This window comes from Litoreibacter roseus (assembly GCF_009811795.1).
GTDB lineage: Bacteria > Pseudomonadota > Alphaproteobacteria > Rhodobacterales > Rhodobacteraceae > Litoreibacter > Litoreibacter roseus.
In genome coordinates this window covers 108,439-125,404 of sequence record NZ_BLJE01000006.1, presented here as the reverse complement: position 1 = coordinate 125,404, position 16,966 = coordinate 108,439, and the positions used below count along the sequence as shown (strand labels likewise).

The 16,966-nt window shown below is 58.8% G+C and carries 14 protein-coding genes; 11 read left to right on the top strand and 3 right to left on the bottom strand.

The window, feature by feature from the left end:
* Nucleotides 1–58 precede the first annotated feature (58 nt).
* Nucleotides 59–1,942: a peptidyl-prolyl cis-trans isomerase gene (locus KIN_RS19535; protein WP_159810284.1), complete on the top strand. Its 1,884-nt coding sequence runs from the start codon at nt 59–61 to the stop codon at nt 1,940–1,942.
* The gene (trpE, locus tag KIN_RS19530) at nt 1,939–3,456 is read left to right on the top strand and encodes an anthranilate synthase component I (protein WP_159810282.1); all 1,518 of its coding nucleotides are present in this window, start codon (nt 1,939–1,941) and stop codon (nt 3,454–3,456) included. Before KIN_RS19535 ends, trpE begins: the two co-directional genes overlap by 4 nt.
* Nucleotides 3,457–3,459: 3 nt before the next feature.
* Here the strand turns inward: trpE and KIN_RS19525 are convergent, their stop codons facing one another.
* Nucleotides 3,460–5,349, bottom strand: coding sequence for a divergent polysaccharide deacetylase family protein (locus tag KIN_RS19525; protein ID WP_159810280.1), 1,890 nt, complete (start codon nt 5,347–5,349; stop codon nt 3,460–3,462).
* A gap of 147 nt (nt 5,350–5,496) precedes the next feature.
* Here KIN_RS19525 and KIN_RS19520 point away from each other — a divergent pair, with 147 nt between their 5' ends.
* The 6 genes from KIN_RS19520 (at nt 5,497) to lexA (ending at nt 10,365) form a co-directional block, all read left to right on the top strand.
* Complete coding sequence (locus KIN_RS19520) at nt 5,497–6,078, top strand: anthranilate synthase component II (RefSeq protein WP_159810278.1); 582 nt, start codon at nt 5,497–5,499, stop codon at nt 6,076–6,078.
* Nucleotides 6,075–7,091: an anthranilate phosphoribosyltransferase gene (gene trpD, locus KIN_RS19515; protein WP_159810276.1), complete on the top strand. Its 1,017-nt coding sequence runs from the start codon at nt 6,075–6,077 to the stop codon at nt 7,089–7,091. The genes KIN_RS19520 and trpD overlap by 4 nt, the downstream gene beginning before the upstream one ends.
* 23 nt (nt 7,092–7,114) lie before the next feature.
* A complete protein-coding gene (gene trpC / locus KIN_RS19510; RefSeq protein ID WP_159810274.1) occupies nt 7,115–7,924 on the top strand; it encodes an indole-3-glycerol phosphate synthase TrpC in 810 nt (269 codons plus the stop codon).
* Nucleotides 7,925–8,404 carry a cyclic pyranopterin monophosphate synthase MoaC gene (moaC, locus tag KIN_RS19505; protein WP_159810272.1) on the top strand — a complete coding sequence of 160 codons (480 nt, stop codon included), beginning with the start codon at nt 7,925–7,927 and terminating at the stop codon, nt 8,402–8,404.
* Entirely contained in the window at nt 8,401–9,579 is a 1,179-nt protein-coding gene (locus KIN_RS19500; protein ID WP_159810270.1) for a molybdopterin molybdotransferase MoeA, read from the top strand. Before moaC ends, KIN_RS19500 begins: the two co-directional genes overlap by 4 nt.
* A 96-nt stretch (nt 9,580–9,675) precedes the next feature.
* Entirely contained in the window at nt 9,676–10,365 is a 690-nt protein-coding gene (gene lexA / locus KIN_RS19495) for a transcriptional repressor LexA (protein WP_159810268.1), read from the top strand.
* Here lexA and KIN_RS19490 read toward each other — a convergent pair.
* Complete coding sequence (locus KIN_RS19490) at nt 10,349–12,457, bottom strand: ComEC/Rec2 family competence protein (protein ID WP_159810266.1); 2,109 nt, start codon at nt 12,455–12,457, stop codon at nt 10,349–10,351. The two genes, lexA and KIN_RS19490, sit on opposite strands and share 17 nt — an antisense overlap.
* A gap of 69 nt (nt 12,458–12,526) precedes the next feature.
* Between KIN_RS19490 and gltX the strand changes: the two genes are divergently transcribed.
* From gltX to KIN_RS19475, 3 genes are all read left to right on the top strand, one after another.
* Nucleotides 12,527–13,927 (top strand): glutamate--tRNA ligase, encoded by a 1,401-nt coding sequence (gltX, locus tag KIN_RS19485; protein WP_159810264.1) that lies wholly within the window; start codon nt 12,527–12,529, stop codon nt 13,925–13,927.
* Nucleotides 13,928–14,017: 90 nt separating this feature from the next.
* Nucleotides 14,018–15,307 (top strand): citrate synthase, encoded by a 1,290-nt coding sequence (gltA, locus tag KIN_RS19480; RefSeq protein WP_159810262.1) that lies wholly within the window; start codon nt 14,018–14,020, stop codon nt 15,305–15,307.
* A 129-nt stretch (nt 15,308–15,436) separates the two neighbouring features.
* Complete coding sequence (locus tag KIN_RS19475) at nt 15,437–16,135, top strand: alternative oxidase (RefSeq protein WP_159810260.1); 699 nt, start codon at nt 15,437–15,439, stop codon at nt 16,133–16,135.
* Here the strand turns inward: KIN_RS19475 and KIN_RS19470 are convergent.
* Nucleotides 16,120–16,896: an enoyl-CoA hydratase-related protein gene (locus KIN_RS19470; protein WP_159810258.1), complete on the bottom strand. Its 777-nt coding sequence runs from the start codon at nt 16,894–16,896 to the stop codon at nt 16,120–16,122. The genes KIN_RS19475 and KIN_RS19470 overlap by 16 nt on opposite strands.
* Nucleotides 16,897–16,966: the final 70 nt, after the last annotated feature.

The window sequence follows — 16,966 nt, the reverse complement described above, 5'->3', positions numbered from 1 at the left end:
GGACAAAAGTTTACCACCCCTCAAGGCGTAAAAGCCGTCACGTGGGAGAGGCGAGATCATGGCAACGGACACCGGTAAACCAAAAGGCAAAAGCGCATCCAAAGCATTTGTCTGGGTGATCCTTGTGCTACTTATTCTGGGCCTTGCAGGCTTTGGCGCAAGCGGGCTTGGCGGAACAATCTCCAGCGTCGGATCCGTCGGTCAGACAAAGATTTCTGTCGATCAGTATGTGGGGGCCTTGCGTCAGGAAATCGCCTTGACCCAACAGCAGATCGGACAGCCTGTTTCTGCGGCTGATATTCAGGCTCTGGGCATCGACCGGCGTGCCCGCAGCCGTCTTGTTGCGGACGCCACCTTAATTGAAGAGACCCGTGTGATGGGGTTATCCGTTGGCGACGAAGAAGTACGGCGTCAGCTGGAGCTGGTTCCGCAGCTTCAGGGACCGGGCGGCGGTTTTGATCGCGATGCCTATGAATTTGCGCTCCAGCAAAACAACCTCACCCCGCGCGAGTTTGAAGACAATCTGCGCAACGCCGCCGCGCGTGATCTTTTGCAGCAGGCAGTCGCAGGCGGGCTGACGGCAAACCCAACCCATGCCCAAACCCTCTATGAATTCATCGGCGAACGTCGCGGCTTTACATGGGCCCCGCTCGGCGCCGATTTGCTCGACACACCAAACGACGAGCCGACCGACGCGGATCTCTCCGAGTACTACGAGGAGAACAGCGACCGGTTCGAACGCCCGGAAATCAGACGCATCACCTACGCATGGCTGACGCCAGAGATGCTGCTGCCCGAGGTCAACGTTCCCGAGGAAGAGCTTCGCGCCATCTACGAGGATCGGGAAAGTGAATACAGCCAGCCCGCCCGCCGGTTGGTGGAACGGTTGGGGTTCTCTGATGTCGAAGCCGCGGCTGACGCAAAGGCCCGGATTGAGGCGGGTGAGACAACATTTGAAGTCTTGGTTGAAGAACGGGGCCTGACGCTGAATGACGTCAATCAGGGGGAAGTGGCCCGCTCGGATCTGGCGAGCCCGGTTGCAGATGCGGTTTTTGGTCTGACCGAACCGGGTCTGACCGATCCGATCGAGACCTCCTTTGGTCCAGCGCTCTACCGCGTCAACGCGGTGTTGGAAGCGACCTCGCGGTCGTTTGAAGATGTGCGGGACGAGTTACTGGCAGAAACCTCATTGGACAGCGCACGGCGTGCCATTGAGGGCGAAGTCGAGGCGATTGACGACCTTCTTGCCGGCGGCGTGACCCTTGAGGAACTTGCCACAGAAACCGACATGCAGGTTGAAACCATTGACTATAGCGCGGACTCCACAGCGCGAATTTCAGGCTACGCCGAGTTCCGCCGCGCCGCCACTCAGGCGCGGGAAGACGACTTCCCCGAAGTGATCGGCCTCAGCGACGGCAGCATCTTCGCTATGCGACTTGATGAAATTGTACCACCGACCGTACCGCCCCTTGATGAGATCCGTGATGACGTCGCGGAGGCGTGGAACACAACCCAAACCCGTACCCGCTTGGAAGAGCTCGCGACCTCCTTTGTGGATCGGCTTGAGGCCGGGGAAAGCTTTGAGGATCTTGGCCTTGAGCCGCGTGTCGAAGCCGAGACCTCCCGCATGTCCACCCTCGCTGGCGCGCCGTCGACCCTTGTTAGTCTTATCTTTGGTGCCACAGACACTGGACCGCTGGTCGCCGCTGATCAGACGCAGGTGGCACTGGTCAACCTCACGAACATTGGCGAGCCGGACCCGGATGATCCACTGGCACAAGGGTTCTTGGCACAGTTCAATCAGCAGGCGAGCCAAAGCCTTGCATCAGACGTGTTTCAGATCTTTGGGGACGCCGTCCGCGCGCGCCACGAAGTGTCAATCGATGCGGCAGCCGTTGCCCTGATCGAACGCCAACTGGCCGAGGGTTCGGCACCGCGATGAAGCTGGAGCCGTCATTTCAAAGTTTCGAGACTGCCTTTGATGGCGGCAAAAATCAGCTGGTTTACACCCGGCTCGCAGCCGATCTGGATACGCCTGTATCGCTGATGCTCAAATTGGCCGACGGGCAGCCCGACAGCTTTGTTCTGGAATCCGTCACGGGCGGCGAGGTGCGCGGGCGCTACTCGATCATCGGACTGAAGCCTGATCTGATCTGGCGCTGCAACGGCACCTCATCGGATATAAACCGTGACGCGCGATTTGACCGCGACGCGTTCTCCCCCTGCGACGGCGACCCGTTGTCGGCCCTGCGCGCGGTGATTGCCGAGAGCAAAATTGACATACCCGCAGACTTGCCCGCAGCTGCAGCCGGTCTCTTCGGATATCTTGGCTACGACATGATCCGATTGGTCGAGCGGCTGCCGGATATCAACCCTGACCCTATCGGACTGCCCGACGCCGTGATGATCCGGCCCTCTGTGATCGTGGTTCTCGATGGTGTGAAGGGCGACGTGACTGTGGTCAGCCCTGCGTGGGCCGGGTCCGGCTTGTCTGCGAAGGCGGCCTACGCGCAGGCAGCAGAACGGGTTATGGACGCCGTGCGCGACCTCGACCGGGCCATCCCGTCGGCCTCGCGCGACTTTGCGGAAGACGGACCGAAGGACGAAAAATCCACATCAAACTTCACGCGCGCGGCCTACCTCAAAGCCGTGGCCAAGGCGAAAGACTACATCAAAGCGGGCGACATTTTCCAAGTCGTCCCATCCCAGCGATGGACGCAGAAGTTCACTCTGCCACCCTTCTCTCTTTATCGGGCGTTGCGGCGCACCAACCCGTCGCCCTTCATGTTCTACTTCAACTTCGAAGGCTTCCAAATCATCGGCGCCAGTCCGGAAATTCTAGTGCGTGTCTTTGGGAAAGAAGTCACAATCCGCCCGATTGCGGGCACACGGCACAGGGGCGCGACGGCCGATGAGGACCGCGCGCTGGAGATCGATCTGCTAGCCGATGAAAAGGAATGCGCCGAGCACCTGATGCTGCTTGATCTGGGGCGCAACGATGCGGGGCGGGTGTCCAAGATCGGGACCGTCCGGCCCACTGAAAAGTTCATCATCGAGCGCTATTCCCACGTGATGCACATCGTCTCCAACGTCGTGGGAGAGTTGGCGGACGACCAAGACGCGTTGTCAGCGCTGTTGTCTGGCTTGCCAGCCGGGACCGTATCAGGCGCGCCCAAGGTCCGCGCGATGGAGATCATCGACGAACTAGAGCCCGAAAAACGCGGCGTCTATGGCGGCGGGTGCGGCTATTTTTCGGCCAATGGGGATATGGACATGTGTATCGCCCTGCGCACTGCCGTCATCAAGGACGAGAAGCTCTACATCCAGGCCGGTGGTGGCGTCGTGCATGACAGCGACCCGGACGCCGAATTCGAAGAAACGGTTCACAAGTCCAAGGCCATTGTAACCGCCGCAAAAGAAGCCGCGCTGTTCCTGAACGCAGGCCGCAGCAATTAGGGCTTAGTTCTCGACGCTTTTGGCCATGATTGTCGACGCGGACACAAGGATCGGTCCGCTCGCATCCCGTGCTGCGTTCCAGTCTGAAATGGCCTTCATCGTTTCCGGGAAATTGCGCGCAACAAGAATGACGCTCCCGTCCTGATTGGCATCAAACACCGCGCGATCCAGTGCGCGTTTGATGGCGTCGGCACTTTCAAGCTCTGCGTCGAGTATCCGGGAGACCGTTGCGGCGGGGACATTTTCCCGCAGCGCCTCGCGCTGCGCGGTGTTGAGCCCGCGATCATAGGTCAAAAGCCCGTGGCCGGTGGATGACAGCACCCCAAGGACGGGCCGCAGCAAATTGCGGTCCCCTTGAATGCGCCCATCCAGCGGATCCATAACAGCCATCGCTTCATCGAGAATTGCGAAGTAACCGGAAATCGCGACCTCAACATCCGCAGGCGAAGCTGTTGGCGGAAGGTCATTGGGAATTGCGACGATTTCCTTGCCAGCCGCACGGTAGGCGGCCATCGCGTCGGTAGCGCCCGCCATTGTCGGGTAGAGGCCCATCGTGAACGGCAGATCAAGCGCAAGGATGTCCTTAACCGGCGCACCCGCCTCCCCTGCATCAATCAAGACAATCGCGATAAGCGCGTCCTCTGCGGACGTTTCAGTCGGCACCGCGTGAGCCTGAAATGCGCGTGTTTCCTCAAGGGGCGCTGCAACGTCAGCATCTTCCGGGACTGGCGTCTCTTCCGGTGTTGCTTCGGGTGCCTCTACCGGCTCTTCCTCAGTCTGAACAACTGTCGGGGTCGCCGAGATCGACGGGAGCCTATTGGTGATCACCGATGGCGTGCGATCCGTTGTCAATTGAGCAATCTGGGTTTCCTCGCGTTCGTCTTCCACCGGCTGGGTGGTCTCAGGCCGCGTGACCTCTGCCCCCACCTCGTCCTCTTGCGGTGCGGTGCTCACGATTTCGCGTACGGTTGGCGTCGGCGGCTGTTCAACGTCCGTTTCTGCAACGGGCGGCGTCTCGGTCAACAAAATGGGCTCACGGCTTTTGAGGCCGGAAAGCACCGACTGGGTCAGTTCTTCAACCTCGCTCGCCTCTTCTGGGGAGATTGCCTTCGGGGCGATCGCCTCCTGCGTCAGGGAAATCGCAACCTGTGGCCGCTCACCAGCACTTGGATCGATGGTCGGCGCGGTTGCCGTCCGTGCAGGCGGGCTGACTTGTGTCGGCGCGGCGTTGAGGTTCGGCGCTTTGTCAACGGGCGGCGCAATAATCATGAATCCGCGGGTGTCGGTGGGTTGGGGCGCCGCGGCGAATTCCGCAGGTGCGACCGGGTCTATCGTCGGCGCGACGTTGGAAAATTCAGGTTCCGCAGGCTCAGATTCCGTGACAGCCGCCTCCTCTTCGATCACTGCGGGCGTCTGAGGGGCCAGCGTCGGCGTGATCTCTTCGATTTGCTCCTCTGGAGCTTCTTCCGCGGCCACAGCTTCGTTCAATGCAGCAACCGCCTCAGACACGCTGTTCACCGGACGATCCGTATCCGTATCTGTCGCAGAACTGTCGGTCTGAGGCAGCATCTGCAAACCCTCAACCGCGCCGTTTCCCTCTGGTGCAGTGGATGGTTCTGCCGCGTCTGAATTCGTCGCCTCGGTCGACCGTGCAGCGTCCGGTAAAGCCTGTGGCACAGTGGTGCTTGGCGCTAATGTGGCTTCCGCTGGCGCGACGGCTTCGTCACCCTCTGTCGCGACTTCACTCTGCTCCGCCGGAGTGTCCGGCATTGGCGTGATGCCCGCCTCTTCCAAAGCTGCATCCGGAAGTGGAACGTAGAGTGATAAAATCGCAAGCACCAATCCGCTTGCACAACTTCCCCAGAAAACGCCTGAAAACAAACCTCTGCCCATGCTCGGCCTCTCTTATTCTTCCCTCGCACTCTTTTATATTCCCGCCAAAGCGGGCCTTGACCCCGGTGCGCTGCTCTGACCATTTATACAGCGCGGATGAGGGTGCCGAAACCTTTTTCCAATATGGGGTCACGGATCAGACGATAAATGCTTCTACTGATAGATAATTACGACAGTTTTACGTATAACCTCGTCCATTACTTTGGCGAGCTTGGGGCCGATGTCCGGGTCGAGCGAAACGATGCGCTCAACGTGCAGGAGGCCATGGCCCTGAAGCCTGAGGGCATTGTTCTCAGCCCCGGTCCCTGTGATCCGTCACAAGCTGGAATATGTGTGGCCCTCACCCTTGCTGCGGCAGAGGCGGATATCCCCCTGATGGGCGTTTGTCTAGGCCACCAGGCCATCGGCGAAGCGTTTGGCGGCAAGGTTGTTCAACATGGTGATATCGTCCACGGGAAGATGGGGCAAATCAAACACAAAGAAAAAAGTGTTTTCAAGGGCTTGCCCTCCCCTTTTGAAGCGACGAGGTATCACTCTCTTGTGGTCGACCGCGACACCCTTCCAGACGTTCTTGAGATTACAGCCGAGCTTGAAGACGGCACGATCATGGGCTTGAGACATCGCGAAAAGGAAATGCACGGCGTCCAGTTCCATCCCGAAAGCATTGCATCAGAGCACGGTCATGCTTTGATCAAAAACTTTCTCGATCACGTCAAAGTCCCCGCATGAGCGACGATCTCAAACCCTTGATCGGAATTGCGGCAGATCGTCCCCTGACACGATCCGAAGCGGAAACAGCATTTTCAGTGCTTTTTGCGGGCAACGCGACGCCAAGCCAGATCGGCGGATTTTTGATGGCGCTGCGCACACGAGGCGAAACGGTCGATGAATATGCGGCCGCTGCAAGCGTGATGCGGTCAAAATGCAAGGCCGTTACTGCACCCGACGGCGCGATGGATATCGTGGGCACGGGCGGCGATGGCAAAGGGACCTTGAACATCTCGACCGCGACGGCCTTTGTCGTGGCCGGGTGCGATGTGCCAGTGGCCAAGCATGGCAATCGTAACCTTAGCTCTAAATCCGGCGCAGCAGACGCGCTTGGGCAAATGGGCATCGACGTGATGGTCGGACCACCTGTTGTCGAACAGGCGTTGGCTGAGGTCGGCATCGGCTTCATGATGGCGCCGATGCACCATCCAGCCATCGCCCATGTTATGCCGACACGGGCTGAACTGGGCACACGGACGATCTTCAATATTCTGGGTCCATTGACGAACCCAGCCGGTGTGAAACGCCAACTGACCGGCGCGTTTTCCCCAGATCTGATCCGCCCTATGGCCGAAACGCTGAAGGCCCTGGGAAGCACGCATGCATGGCTCGTTCATGGCGGCGATGGCACGGACGAATTGTCGATTTCAGCCCCCTCAAAGGTCGTGATGCTCCACAATGGAACGCTGGAGGAGACAGAGATCGCCCCGGAAGATGCGGGCCTGACTCCTCATCCATTCGAGGATATTCTGGGCGGAACGCCCGAGGAAAACGGTGCCGCGTTCCGCGCCTTGTTGGATGGCGCGCCGGGCGCCTATCGTGATGCTGTTCTCTTGAATGCAAGCGCGGCCCTTGTCATCGCTGGCAAGACGGCCAAGTTGTCGGAGGGCGTTGAAATGGCGCGGGAAAGCATTGATCGCGGTACGGCAAAGGCGAAAGTCGAAGCACTTGCCCGGATGACACGTGTCGCGTGAATATCGCGCACTAAGGAACTGAAATGTCAGATATTCTTGAGAAGATTAAAGCCTACAAGCTGGAAGAGATCGCCGCCCGCAAGGCGGAGCGTCCTTTAGAGGAGGTTGAAGCCCGCGCAGCCGAGGCCAGTGCACCGCGTGGATTTGCCGAACAGCTCACGAACGCGGCACGGGCTGAGTATGGTCTTATTGCAGAGATCAAGAAGGCGAGCCCGTCGAAGGGGCTGATCCGCGAGGATTTTGACGTGCCCGCGCTGGCCAAGGCCTATGCGGAAGGCGGCGCGACATGTCTGAGCGTTCTGACAGACACGCCGTCCTTTCAAGGGGATGACGCGTTTCTGACAGCCGCCCGGGAAGCTGTCGACCTGCCGGTTCTGCGCAAAGATTTTCTGTTCGACACCTACCAGGTCGCGGAGTCTCGCGCACTCGGCGCCGATTGCATTCTCATTATCATGGCCTGTGTCGAAGATGCGCTGGCCGCCGATCTTGAAGCGGCAGCCAAAGAGTACGGCATGGATGTGTTGATCGAGATCCACGACGAGGCAGAGATGCGGCGGGCCGAGCAGTTATCCTCGCCCCTTCTGGGCATCAACAATCGCGATTTGAACACCTTCGAAGTGTCTTTGGACACCACCCGAAAACTGGCTCGGCGCGCGCCCGAGGACAGATTGATCGTCTCGGAAAGCGGTTTGTTTGAACCCAGCGATTTGTCGGATCTTGCGCAATACGGCGCGCGGGCTTTTCTGATCGGCGAAAGCCTGATGCGGCAAGCTGATGTGGCGGCCGCGACGCGGCACATTCTCAGCGAAAAACCAAATGTCGTAGGGTTTTAGATGGCGAACCTCACTCATTTCGACAGCGACGGCCACGCCCATATGGTCGATGTCTCGGACAAGGCCGTCACGTCACGGGTCGCAGTGGCCCAAGGCGTCGTCCGCATGCGGGCTGAAACGCTCGCGCTTATATCCGAGGGGCGCGCAAAGAAGGGCGATGTTCTGGGCGTCGCGCGTTTGGCAGGCATCATGGGCGCAAAGCAGACGGCCGCGCTGATCCCGTTGTGTCATCCCCTGCCCGTCACCAAAGTCGCGGTGGAGCTTGCCCCTGACCCGGATCTGCCCGGCGTTCGAATTGAAGCGACTGTGAAGACCACGGGTCAGACCGGCGTTGAAATGGAGGCCCTGACCGCCGTCAGCACCGCCGCTTTGACAATCTACGACATGGTGAAGGCCGCTGAAAAGACCATGGAAATCACCGATATCAAGCTTGTCCTCAAAGATGGTGGCAAATCAGGACGGTTCGAGGCGGGGTCGTGATCTCAACCGCTGAAGCCTTGGAAAAGGTGGTGGCGCTTGCAACTCCGATGCCAGCCGAAACGGTCTCGCTGGCAGAAGCCTCCGGCCGTGTCTTGGCAAAGCCTGTCATCGCCGCGCACGCACAGCCACCCTTTGCTGCATCCGCCATGGACGGCTACGCGATCGCAGACCGCACGCCGAAAATAGAGGACACATTCAACGTCGTTGGAACGTCCGCTGCAGGTCATGGCTTCGACGGATCGGTGGCAAACAGCGAGGCTGTGCGCATCTTTACGGGCGCCCCCGTCCCTCCAGGGACGGCCCGGGTCATTTTGCAGGAAGATGTCGCGCGCGAAGGTGACACAATCACGATGACCGGCGCTGCCGAGGGCGGCACGCATATCCGGCCCGCTGGCGGTGACTTCAAACCCGGTGACACGCTTGATGCACCGCGCCGCTTGAGCCCGTCGGATATCGCCCTCGCGGCGTCCATGGGATCTGCTGCGTTGTCGGTTTCGAAGAAACCCGTCGTGGCGTTGATCGCGACGGGGGACGAGCTTGTGATGCCCGGCGAGACGCCACGCGCCGATCAGATCATCGCATCGAACACGTTCGGCCTGAAGGCGATGCTTGAAAACGCCGGCGCCACGGCCCGCTTGATGCCCATAGCGAAGGACACCGTCCAGTCTCTGACGACAGTGCTGGAGATGGCAGCGGACGCAGACCTGATTGTGACCATTGGTGGAGCTTCGGTTGGTGATCACGATCTGGTCGGCGATGTCGCGGCAGAGATGGGGCTTGAGCGAGCTTTCTACAAAGTCGCGATGCGGCCCGGAAAGCCCCTGCTGGCAGGCCGGATGGGCACAGCTGCGATGGTGGGGCTTCCGGGCAATCCCGTCTCGTCCATGGTGTGCGGTGAGATCTTCCTGCGCCCGCTGATCGATAAGATGCTGGGCCTGCCCGCCGGTCCGCGCACCCGGCATAGGGCAACGCTTAGTCAGCCCATCGCAGCCAACGCGGGCCGGGAACACTACATGCGCGCCATCTGGTCCGATTGCGACAACACAGTGAAACCTTTTGAACGGCAGGACAGCTCCCTCCTGACTGTCCTTGCCAGGGCTAACGCTCTGTTAATCAGACCGCCCCATGATCCGGCCCGTGAGGCAGGTGAAGCTGTGGATATCATCCGTCTCTGACGCCTCCTGTTGACACAAAACGGGAACGTGGGTAGAACATCTGCGAACATGTCCACGCGGGCACAGCCAATTTACGCGACAGGAGGTCACGGGAAAATGCTGACAAAGAAACAGCTCGACTTGCTGAAATTCATCAATGAGCGCGTGCAGCGCGACGGGGTTCCGCCGTCTTTCGATGAAATGAAGGATGCGCTTGATCTCCGATCCAAATCCGGCATCCACAGATTGATCACTGCCCTTGAAGATCGCGGCTTTATTCAAAGGCTGGCTCACAAGGCCCGGGCTTTGGAAATCATTAAGTTGCCGGACGCTTTGGAAAACAACGGGGGCTTCAGGCCTACCGTAATCGAAGGCGACAAAACTGACCCACCTGCGGCAGCCATGCCGGTTCAGGCGATCCATGCAATTGAGCTGCCTGTTATGGGCCGCATTGCAGCTGGTACGCCGATTGAAGCGATCAGCCAAGTGTCACACCATGTGGCGGTCCCGGGACAAATGCTTACGGGTCAGGGTCATCACTATGCGCTTGAGGTCAAGGGCGACTCGATGATTGAGGCAGGTATCAACGATGGCGACGTCGTCGTCATTCGGGAAACCAGCACAGCGGACAACGGCGATATTGTCGTGGCGCTTGTGGAAGGTCAGGAAGCAACATTGAAGCGGTTCCGGCGAAACGGCTCTTCCATCGCGCTGGAGCCCGCAAACGCGGCTTACGAGACGCGTGTTCTGCCCGATCACATGGTGAAAGTCCAAGGTCGCCTGGTTGGGCTCATTCGCTCTTACTGAGCAGTCGCGCCCGCGCGTCTTGATCCGTCCAATACCGTACCCCGCGGCGATGCCGCGTGGTTTCAACGCGAAATCCGGTGTCTCGTATATGAACAGCCAAGCTGCCGCTGTGCCGTAGACTTTCTTCGGTAAATATATCGCAAGAGGCGCTCCCTTCGAAGCGTGCGACAACGATTACATCCATATCAGTGCAATAATCCCTCATCTTCTCGGGTGATATATCCTTGGCTGCGTCGAGCACGACTGACACATCGCGATCGGAAAACCGGACCAAATTGGCCTCGGACAACCCACGCGCGGCGGCCTCTTCCTGCGTGACCGGATCGCCATCGTTTTCCAACCAGTTTTTCGCCGTGAAGCCATCGCCTTTGGGCTTGTTCAAGGCGCGGCCATCTGTCGTCAGAATGCCGATGAGACGGCCCGACTCCGCGACAAGAATATCAGGCCGCTGGGCCTGTCCCCACACAACAAAGCCTGCGGCGATGATGGCAAAGCCAGACAACCGCCATCGCCCCTGCCATAAGCAAAGCACCAGCCCACCAAAAGCAATGACCGGCAACACGACCGGATCAGGTGCCACGATCTTCGACACAGCACCGTCCCATCCGCTGACCGTTTCCGCGACCCACAAGATCCACCTCAGCCCAAGTTCGACGAACCAGAACCCCACGGCCTCCAACCCGATAACGGCAAGCACGCAGGCCAGAACAGCCGCAGGCATGACCACAATCCCCATGATCGGTACGGACAGGAGGTTTGCGACCAGACCGTAATGCGCGACCTGATTGAAATGCGCCGCACCAAAGGGGGCCGTGGCCAACCCCGCGATGGCGGATGACAGCAGCAGGCTGGTGACCGGTCGTGACCATTTCGGAAACCGCTGCATAAGTTGCACATCCCGTAACCACGCGAACACAGCCACCAGTGCTGTCGTCGCGGCAAATGACATCTGAAAGCCCGGTCCGATCAGGCTTTCCGGTTTGATCACGAGCACCAAAAGCGCAGCGAGCGAAACGGCTCGCAGGGTCAAAGCCCGGCGGTCGAGACACAGCGCGATCAACATGACAGCAACCATCACAAAGGCGCGCTGCGTGGCAACATTCGCGCCCGATATTCCGAGGTAGAGAAACGCGGTGATCAGCGCGCACAGAGCCGCGCATTTCTTGGGGTGCCACCGCATGGCATAGCGCGGCACCAGCGCAAGACCGAAGCGCACCAGCGTATAGATGACCCCCGTTAAAAGCCCCATATGCAAACCTGAGATCGCCAAAAGGTGCGCAAGGTTCGATGCCCTCAAGGCCTCCAGCGCGACGGGATCTATCTCGGTTCGATCACCGGTCAGAATAGCGGCAGCAAACGGGCCCTCCCGCGCGCTCATCCTCGACTTGATGACATCGGACAACACCTGCCGAAACGCGGTCAGCTTAAGCCAAAACGTGTCCTGCACGGCGGGCTCAAGGACCAACGCCGGACTGCGCGTGTACCCAAGGGCGCCCAGACGATCAAACCACGCCTTACGCTGGAAATCGTAGCCACCTGGTTCAACTGGCCCAGCAGGCGGGCCCAGGTGGCCGGTCATGAAGACCGTCATGCCTGGCTCGGGCGTCAAAAACGGCTGATCCCCATGCAAAGAGACGCGGACCCGGTAAGGTGTCCGATCCGGCGCCATCCGATCCAATACGACCTGATCCAACGTCAAGCGGGGCTTGTCGGATCCGGATTTGTCGATCTTGAGAATGCGGCCTTCAATCGGGCCGTAATAGCGGAACTCCAACACTGGGGCCGCGACGCTTTCCGCCCGCAAAGTGACCAGCAGAAAGCCGGACGCCCCGATCGTGACTGCCGCCGCCAGCGGTACGAGCCACGACCCTGCGAGGATCCGACAAACCCAGACCCCAAGGACGCAGATCGCCAAGCTGAGCATTATTCCCTTGTTAGGGTCTATTTTCAGCGTAAAGAACCACCCGATGCCGGCGCCGAAAATGACAGGCGTCCACGTGAAAAGATGTCCCCGCTGGCGGGCCAGCAGGTCGCCAAAAGGGGGCAAGGTCACCCGCCTGCGAGCGACCGGAGGGGCGAGGCTTGTTTCCATGGGTTTCTTTGCCTAGAGGTAGAACTCCATTGATCCCCACTCTTGGTTTCCAAAAGGTTAAGCTGCCCAATGACGACACCCGTTGTGACCCGTTTTGCGCCATCGCCTACGGGCTTTCTCCATATCGGCGGCGCGCGAACGGCGCTGTTCAACTGGCTCTACGCCCGCGGTCGGGACGGTAAGTTTCTGTTGCGGATCGAAGACACGGATCGCGAAAGGTCAACCGAGGAAGCGACGCAGGCCATTCTGGACGGGCTGAGTTGGCTGGGGCTGGACTGGGACGGCGACGCGGTCAGCCAACATGAGGCCATGGCGCGCCACGCAGAGGTCGCAAACGCGCTGCTGGATAAGGGTCGCGCTTATAAATGCTTCTCGACACAGGAGGAGATCGCAGCATTCCGTGAAAAGGCGCGCGCCGACGGCACCTCCAGCCTCTTTCGGTCCCCGTGGAGAAACACGGATGCAGCCGATCATCCCGATGCGCCGCATGTGATCCGGATCAAAGCACCGCAGGAGGGTCAAACGGTCATCAAAGACGCCGTGCAAGGCGATGTTATTGTGGCAAATACCGAGCTTGACGACATGGTTCTGCTGCGCTCTGATGGAACGCCAACTTATATGCTGGCGGTGGTCGTCGACGACCACGATATGGGCGTGACCCACGTGATCCGGGGCGATGATCATCTGATCAACGCCGCGCGACAGATCACGATTTATGAAGCGATGGAATGGGACATCCCCGTGTTCGCCCATATCCCATTGATCCACGGGCCAGACGGCAAAAAGCTGTCCAAGCGTCACGGGGCGTTGGGCGTCGAGGAATATCGGGCGATGGGATTCACCCCCGCGGCCTTGCGCAACTATCTGTCACGTCTTGGCTGGAGCCATGGCGATGATGAGGTCTTCACCACCGAGCAAGCCATCGAATGGTTCGATTTCGACGGAATCGGCAAGGCCCCTGCCCGCCTGGACTTTAAGAAAATGGAAAGCATTTCCGGCAATCAGATTGCCATGGCCGATGATGCAACTTTGATGCGCGACATCGACGCATACGTAGCGGAAAACGACGCCACAAAACTCTCTGCAACGCAGCAATCTGCGTTGAAGACCGCGCTTTTCTGTCTGAAAGATCGCGCCAAGACGCTCGGCGACTTGCTTGCAAAAGCTCATTTTGTCTTGGGAGAACGGCCATTTACACCCGATGAGAAGGCTGCAAAGGCCCTTGATCCGGTATCCATTGGTATACTGAAGGAATTGACGCCGCACCTGCAAAATGCTAGCTGGGAGCGGGACAGATTGGAGGAAGCTGTCGCCGCGTTTGCCCAAGCAAAAGATCTAAAGCTCGGCAAACTTGCGGGACCGCTGCGGGCTGCACTATCAGGGCGGGCCGTTTCACCCAGCGTCTTCGACATGATGCTCGTCATCGGACGGGAAGAAACACTGGCGCGCTTGGGCGATCTGCAAGCCTGAGCGTCTTAAAACACTGAGATCAGGCACTTATGCCATGCTTAAAGGGGCCCCGCGACCGCGTGTGGCCCTGTCATTTGAAAGGGACACGCCATGTCTGAAAAAACCGCGAAACTGATTTACGGCGATGTGGAACTGGACTTGCCCGTCCATTCCCCCACGGCGGGCCCTGACGTAATTGACATCACCAAGCTCTATGCACAGGGCAAGGTCTTCACCTACGATCCAGGCTTCACCTCCACCGCGGCGTGCGAAAGCACCATTACATTTATCGATGGTGGGAAGGGCGAGTTGCTGCATCGGGGCTACCCAATCGACCAGCTTGCCGAGAAATCCCATTATCTTGAGGTGTGTTATCTGCTGCTCTATGGCGAGTTGCCGTCTGCCGCCCAGCTTGAGGATTTCGAAAGCCGTGTAACCAATCACACAATGCTCCACGAGCAAATGATGAACTTTTTCCGTGGCTTCCGCCGCGATGCTCATCCAATGGCTGTCATGACCGGCGTGGTTGGGGCAATGTCTGCCTTCTATCACGACTCGACTGATATCCACGATCCATGGCAGCGTGAAGTCGCCTCAATCCGGTTGATTGCGAAGATGCCAACAATTGCTGCGATGGCTTACAAATATACGATCGGGCAGCCTTTTGTGTATCCGCGCAATGATATCGACTATGCGTCGAATTTCCTGCGCATGTGCTTTGCCGTTCCTGCCGAGGATTATCAGGTGAACCCGATCCTGGCCCGCGCAATGGACCGGATCTTCACATTGCACGCGGACCATGAACAAAACGCCTCGACCTCGACCGTGCGGCTTGCCTCCTCCTCCGGCGCGAACCCATTCGCTTGCATCGCAGCAGGCATCGCCTGCCTCTGGGGGCCCGCACACGGCGGCGCAAACCAGGCCTGCTTGGAAATGCTGCAGGAAATCGGCACCGTTGACCGCATTCCAGAGTTCATCGCCCGCGCCAAGGACAAGGATGACCCTTTCCGTCTGATGGGCTTCGGGCACCGGGTCTACAAGAACTTCGACCCCCGCGCGAAGGTCATGAAGCAGTCGGCCGATGAGGTTCTGGACTTACTTGGGATCGAGAACAATCCAACGCTTCAGGTTGCCAAGGAATTGGAAGCAGCCGCGCTCGCGGACCCGTACTTCACCGAGAAAAAGCTGTTCCCGAATGTCGATTTCTATTCCGGCATCATTCTTGAGGCAATGGGCTTCCCCACTTCGATGTTCACACCCATATTCGCGCTAAGCCGCACCGTTGGCTGGATTTCCCAATGGAAAGAGATGATTGGCGATCCGACCATGAAGATCGGTCGCCCCCGTCAGCTCTACACAGGTGAAACGCTGCGGGACTATGTGGACATCGAAGACCGCTAAGACACCGAAATATAAATAGAAAAGCCGCGCTGCACAGCAGGGCGGCTTTTTTCTTGCACGGACTGAAATGTCGCAGTGAAACGGTCAAGTTTGGACATATCTCCGTTTTAGCGAAAGGAGATTGAGCAGATGAAAAGCTTGGAAGAGCGCACCGAGGAATTTGACATTACACACCACGAGCCTCAGGATTGGCGCGATAAATTCGCCCTGAAATTCGTGAAGTTTCTGCGTGTGTTTGCGGATCGTTTCTTTGCCGGTCGGTACGGACACCGCGCCGTGGTTCTGGAGACAGTTGCCGCTGTTCCCGGAATGGTCGGGGGTCTGCTTCAGCACCTGAAAGCCATTCGGCACATCCGTGATGACCAGGGTTGGATCAAGGAATTGATCGACGAGGCCGACAACGAGCGCATGCACCTGATGACCTTCATCCACATCGCGGAACCAAGCCGGTTCGAGCGGATTTTGATCATGGTCACGCAGGCAATCTTCTATAACTTCTATTTCTTTCTGTACCTTTTTGCGCCGCGCATCGCGCACCGCGTGGTGGGCTACTTGGAAGAAGAAGCTGTCGTCAGCTACACGCAATATCTTGAGCAAATTGATGCGGGCAAAGTCGAGAACGTCCCAGCCCCACAAATCGCGAAAGATTATTGGAACCTTCCGGACGATGCCAGATTGCGCGAGGTTGTCATCGTGATCCGCGCGGACGAGGCAGAACACCGCGACACAAATCACCGGTTCGCCAATGAAATCGTCGCGTCGTCCGATGCTCAAGACCAGAAAACGCAGTCCAAAGAACCAAAGGGCGGCGCTTACCGCCCCTCGTAATTTGCCTTACGCTTCTCCAAAAAGGCCAAGACCCCTTCCTTGAAGTCGTGGGTCTTGCCACACTCCCCCTGAAGTTTGGCCTCAAGCATTAGCTGCCGTTCGAGATCATTCTCAAAGCTTGAGCGCATCACTTCCTTCACCCGGGCGTAAGCCGCCGTTGGCCCGTTCGCCAGATAGGTGGCACGCGCTTTCCAGTGCGCCTCGAACGTGTCGTCGGCAATCGCCTCCCAGATCATACCACACGCACTGGCGTCCTTTGCTGTCATAGGCTCCGCAAACAGCGCAGCGCCCATGGCCTTGGCCAGGCCGACCTGACGGGGAAGAAAATAGGTACCACCGGCGTCCGGGATTAGCCCGATCCGGGTGAAGGCCTGCAAAAACATCGCTGATTCCGCAGCAATGACCACGTCAGCTGCGAGCGCAAGGTTGGCCCCTGCCCCGGCAGCCGGGCCGTTCACGGCGGAGATCGTAGGGATTTTACAATTGTAGATTGCCATAAGCATCGGGACATATTCGTCCCGCAAAGTGCGTTCCAGATCAATGGATGCGACATTGACACGGTCCCCCAGATCTTGGCCCGAGCAGAATGCCTTGCCCGTTCCCGTCATCACCAAAACGCGGGCCTGTTCTTCCGCCGCCTTAACGGCGTGCAGGATCTCGGCGCGCATCTGGGTGTTCAACGCGTTCATCACGTCTGCGCGCGTGAATTCGATCAGCGCGACATTGTCGCTGACGCTCAGACGTATGGTCTCGTACTGCATTGATCCGGGTATCCTCTGGCTGTTCTGCGCAAAGAATACCCGCACTTGCCTTGGAGGGAAGGGAAACGCG

Coding starts and splice junctions, on each gene's coding strand:
- KIN_RS19535 (WP_159810284.1), top strand. CDS start 59: ATGGCAACGGACACCGGTAAACCAAAAGGCAAAAGCGCATCCAAAGCA.
- trpE (WP_159810282.1), top strand. CDS start 1,939: ATGAAGCTGGAGCCGTCATTTCAAAGTTTCGAGACTGCCTTTGATGGC.
- KIN_RS19525 (WP_159810280.1), bottom strand. CDS start 5,349: ATGGGCAGAGGTTTGTTTTCAGGCGTTTTCTGGGGAAGTTGTGCAAGC.
- KIN_RS19520 (WP_159810278.1), top strand. CDS start 5,497: ATGCTTCTACTGATAGATAATTACGACAGTTTTACGTATAACCTCGTC.
- trpD (WP_159810276.1), top strand. CDS start 6,075: ATGAGCGACGATCTCAAACCCTTGATCGGAATTGCGGCAGATCGTCCC.
- trpC (WP_159810274.1), top strand. CDS start 7,115: ATGTCAGATATTCTTGAGAAGATTAAAGCCTACAAGCTGGAAGAGATC.
- moaC (WP_159810272.1), top strand. CDS start 7,925: ATGGCGAACCTCACTCATTTCGACAGCGACGGCCACGCCCATATGGTC.
- lexA (WP_159810268.1), top strand. CDS start 9,676: ATGCTGACAAAGAAACAGCTCGACTTGCTGAAATTCATCAATGAGCGC.
- KIN_RS19490 (WP_159810266.1), bottom strand. CDS start 12,457: ATGGAAACAAGCCTCGCCCCTCCGGTCGCTCGCAGGCGGGTGACCTTG.
- gltX (WP_159810264.1), top strand. CDS start 12,527: ATGACGACACCCGTTGTGACCCGTTTTGCGCCATCGCCTACGGGCTTT.
- gltA (WP_159810262.1), top strand. CDS start 14,018: ATGTCTGAAAAAACCGCGAAACTGATTTACGGCGATGTGGAACTGGAC.
- KIN_RS19475 (WP_159810260.1), top strand. CDS start 15,437: ATGAAAAGCTTGGAAGAGCGCACCGAGGAATTTGACATTACACACCAC.
- KIN_RS19470 (WP_159810258.1), bottom strand. CDS start 16,896: ATGCAGTACGAGACCATACGTCTGAGCGTCAGCGACAATGTCGCGCTG.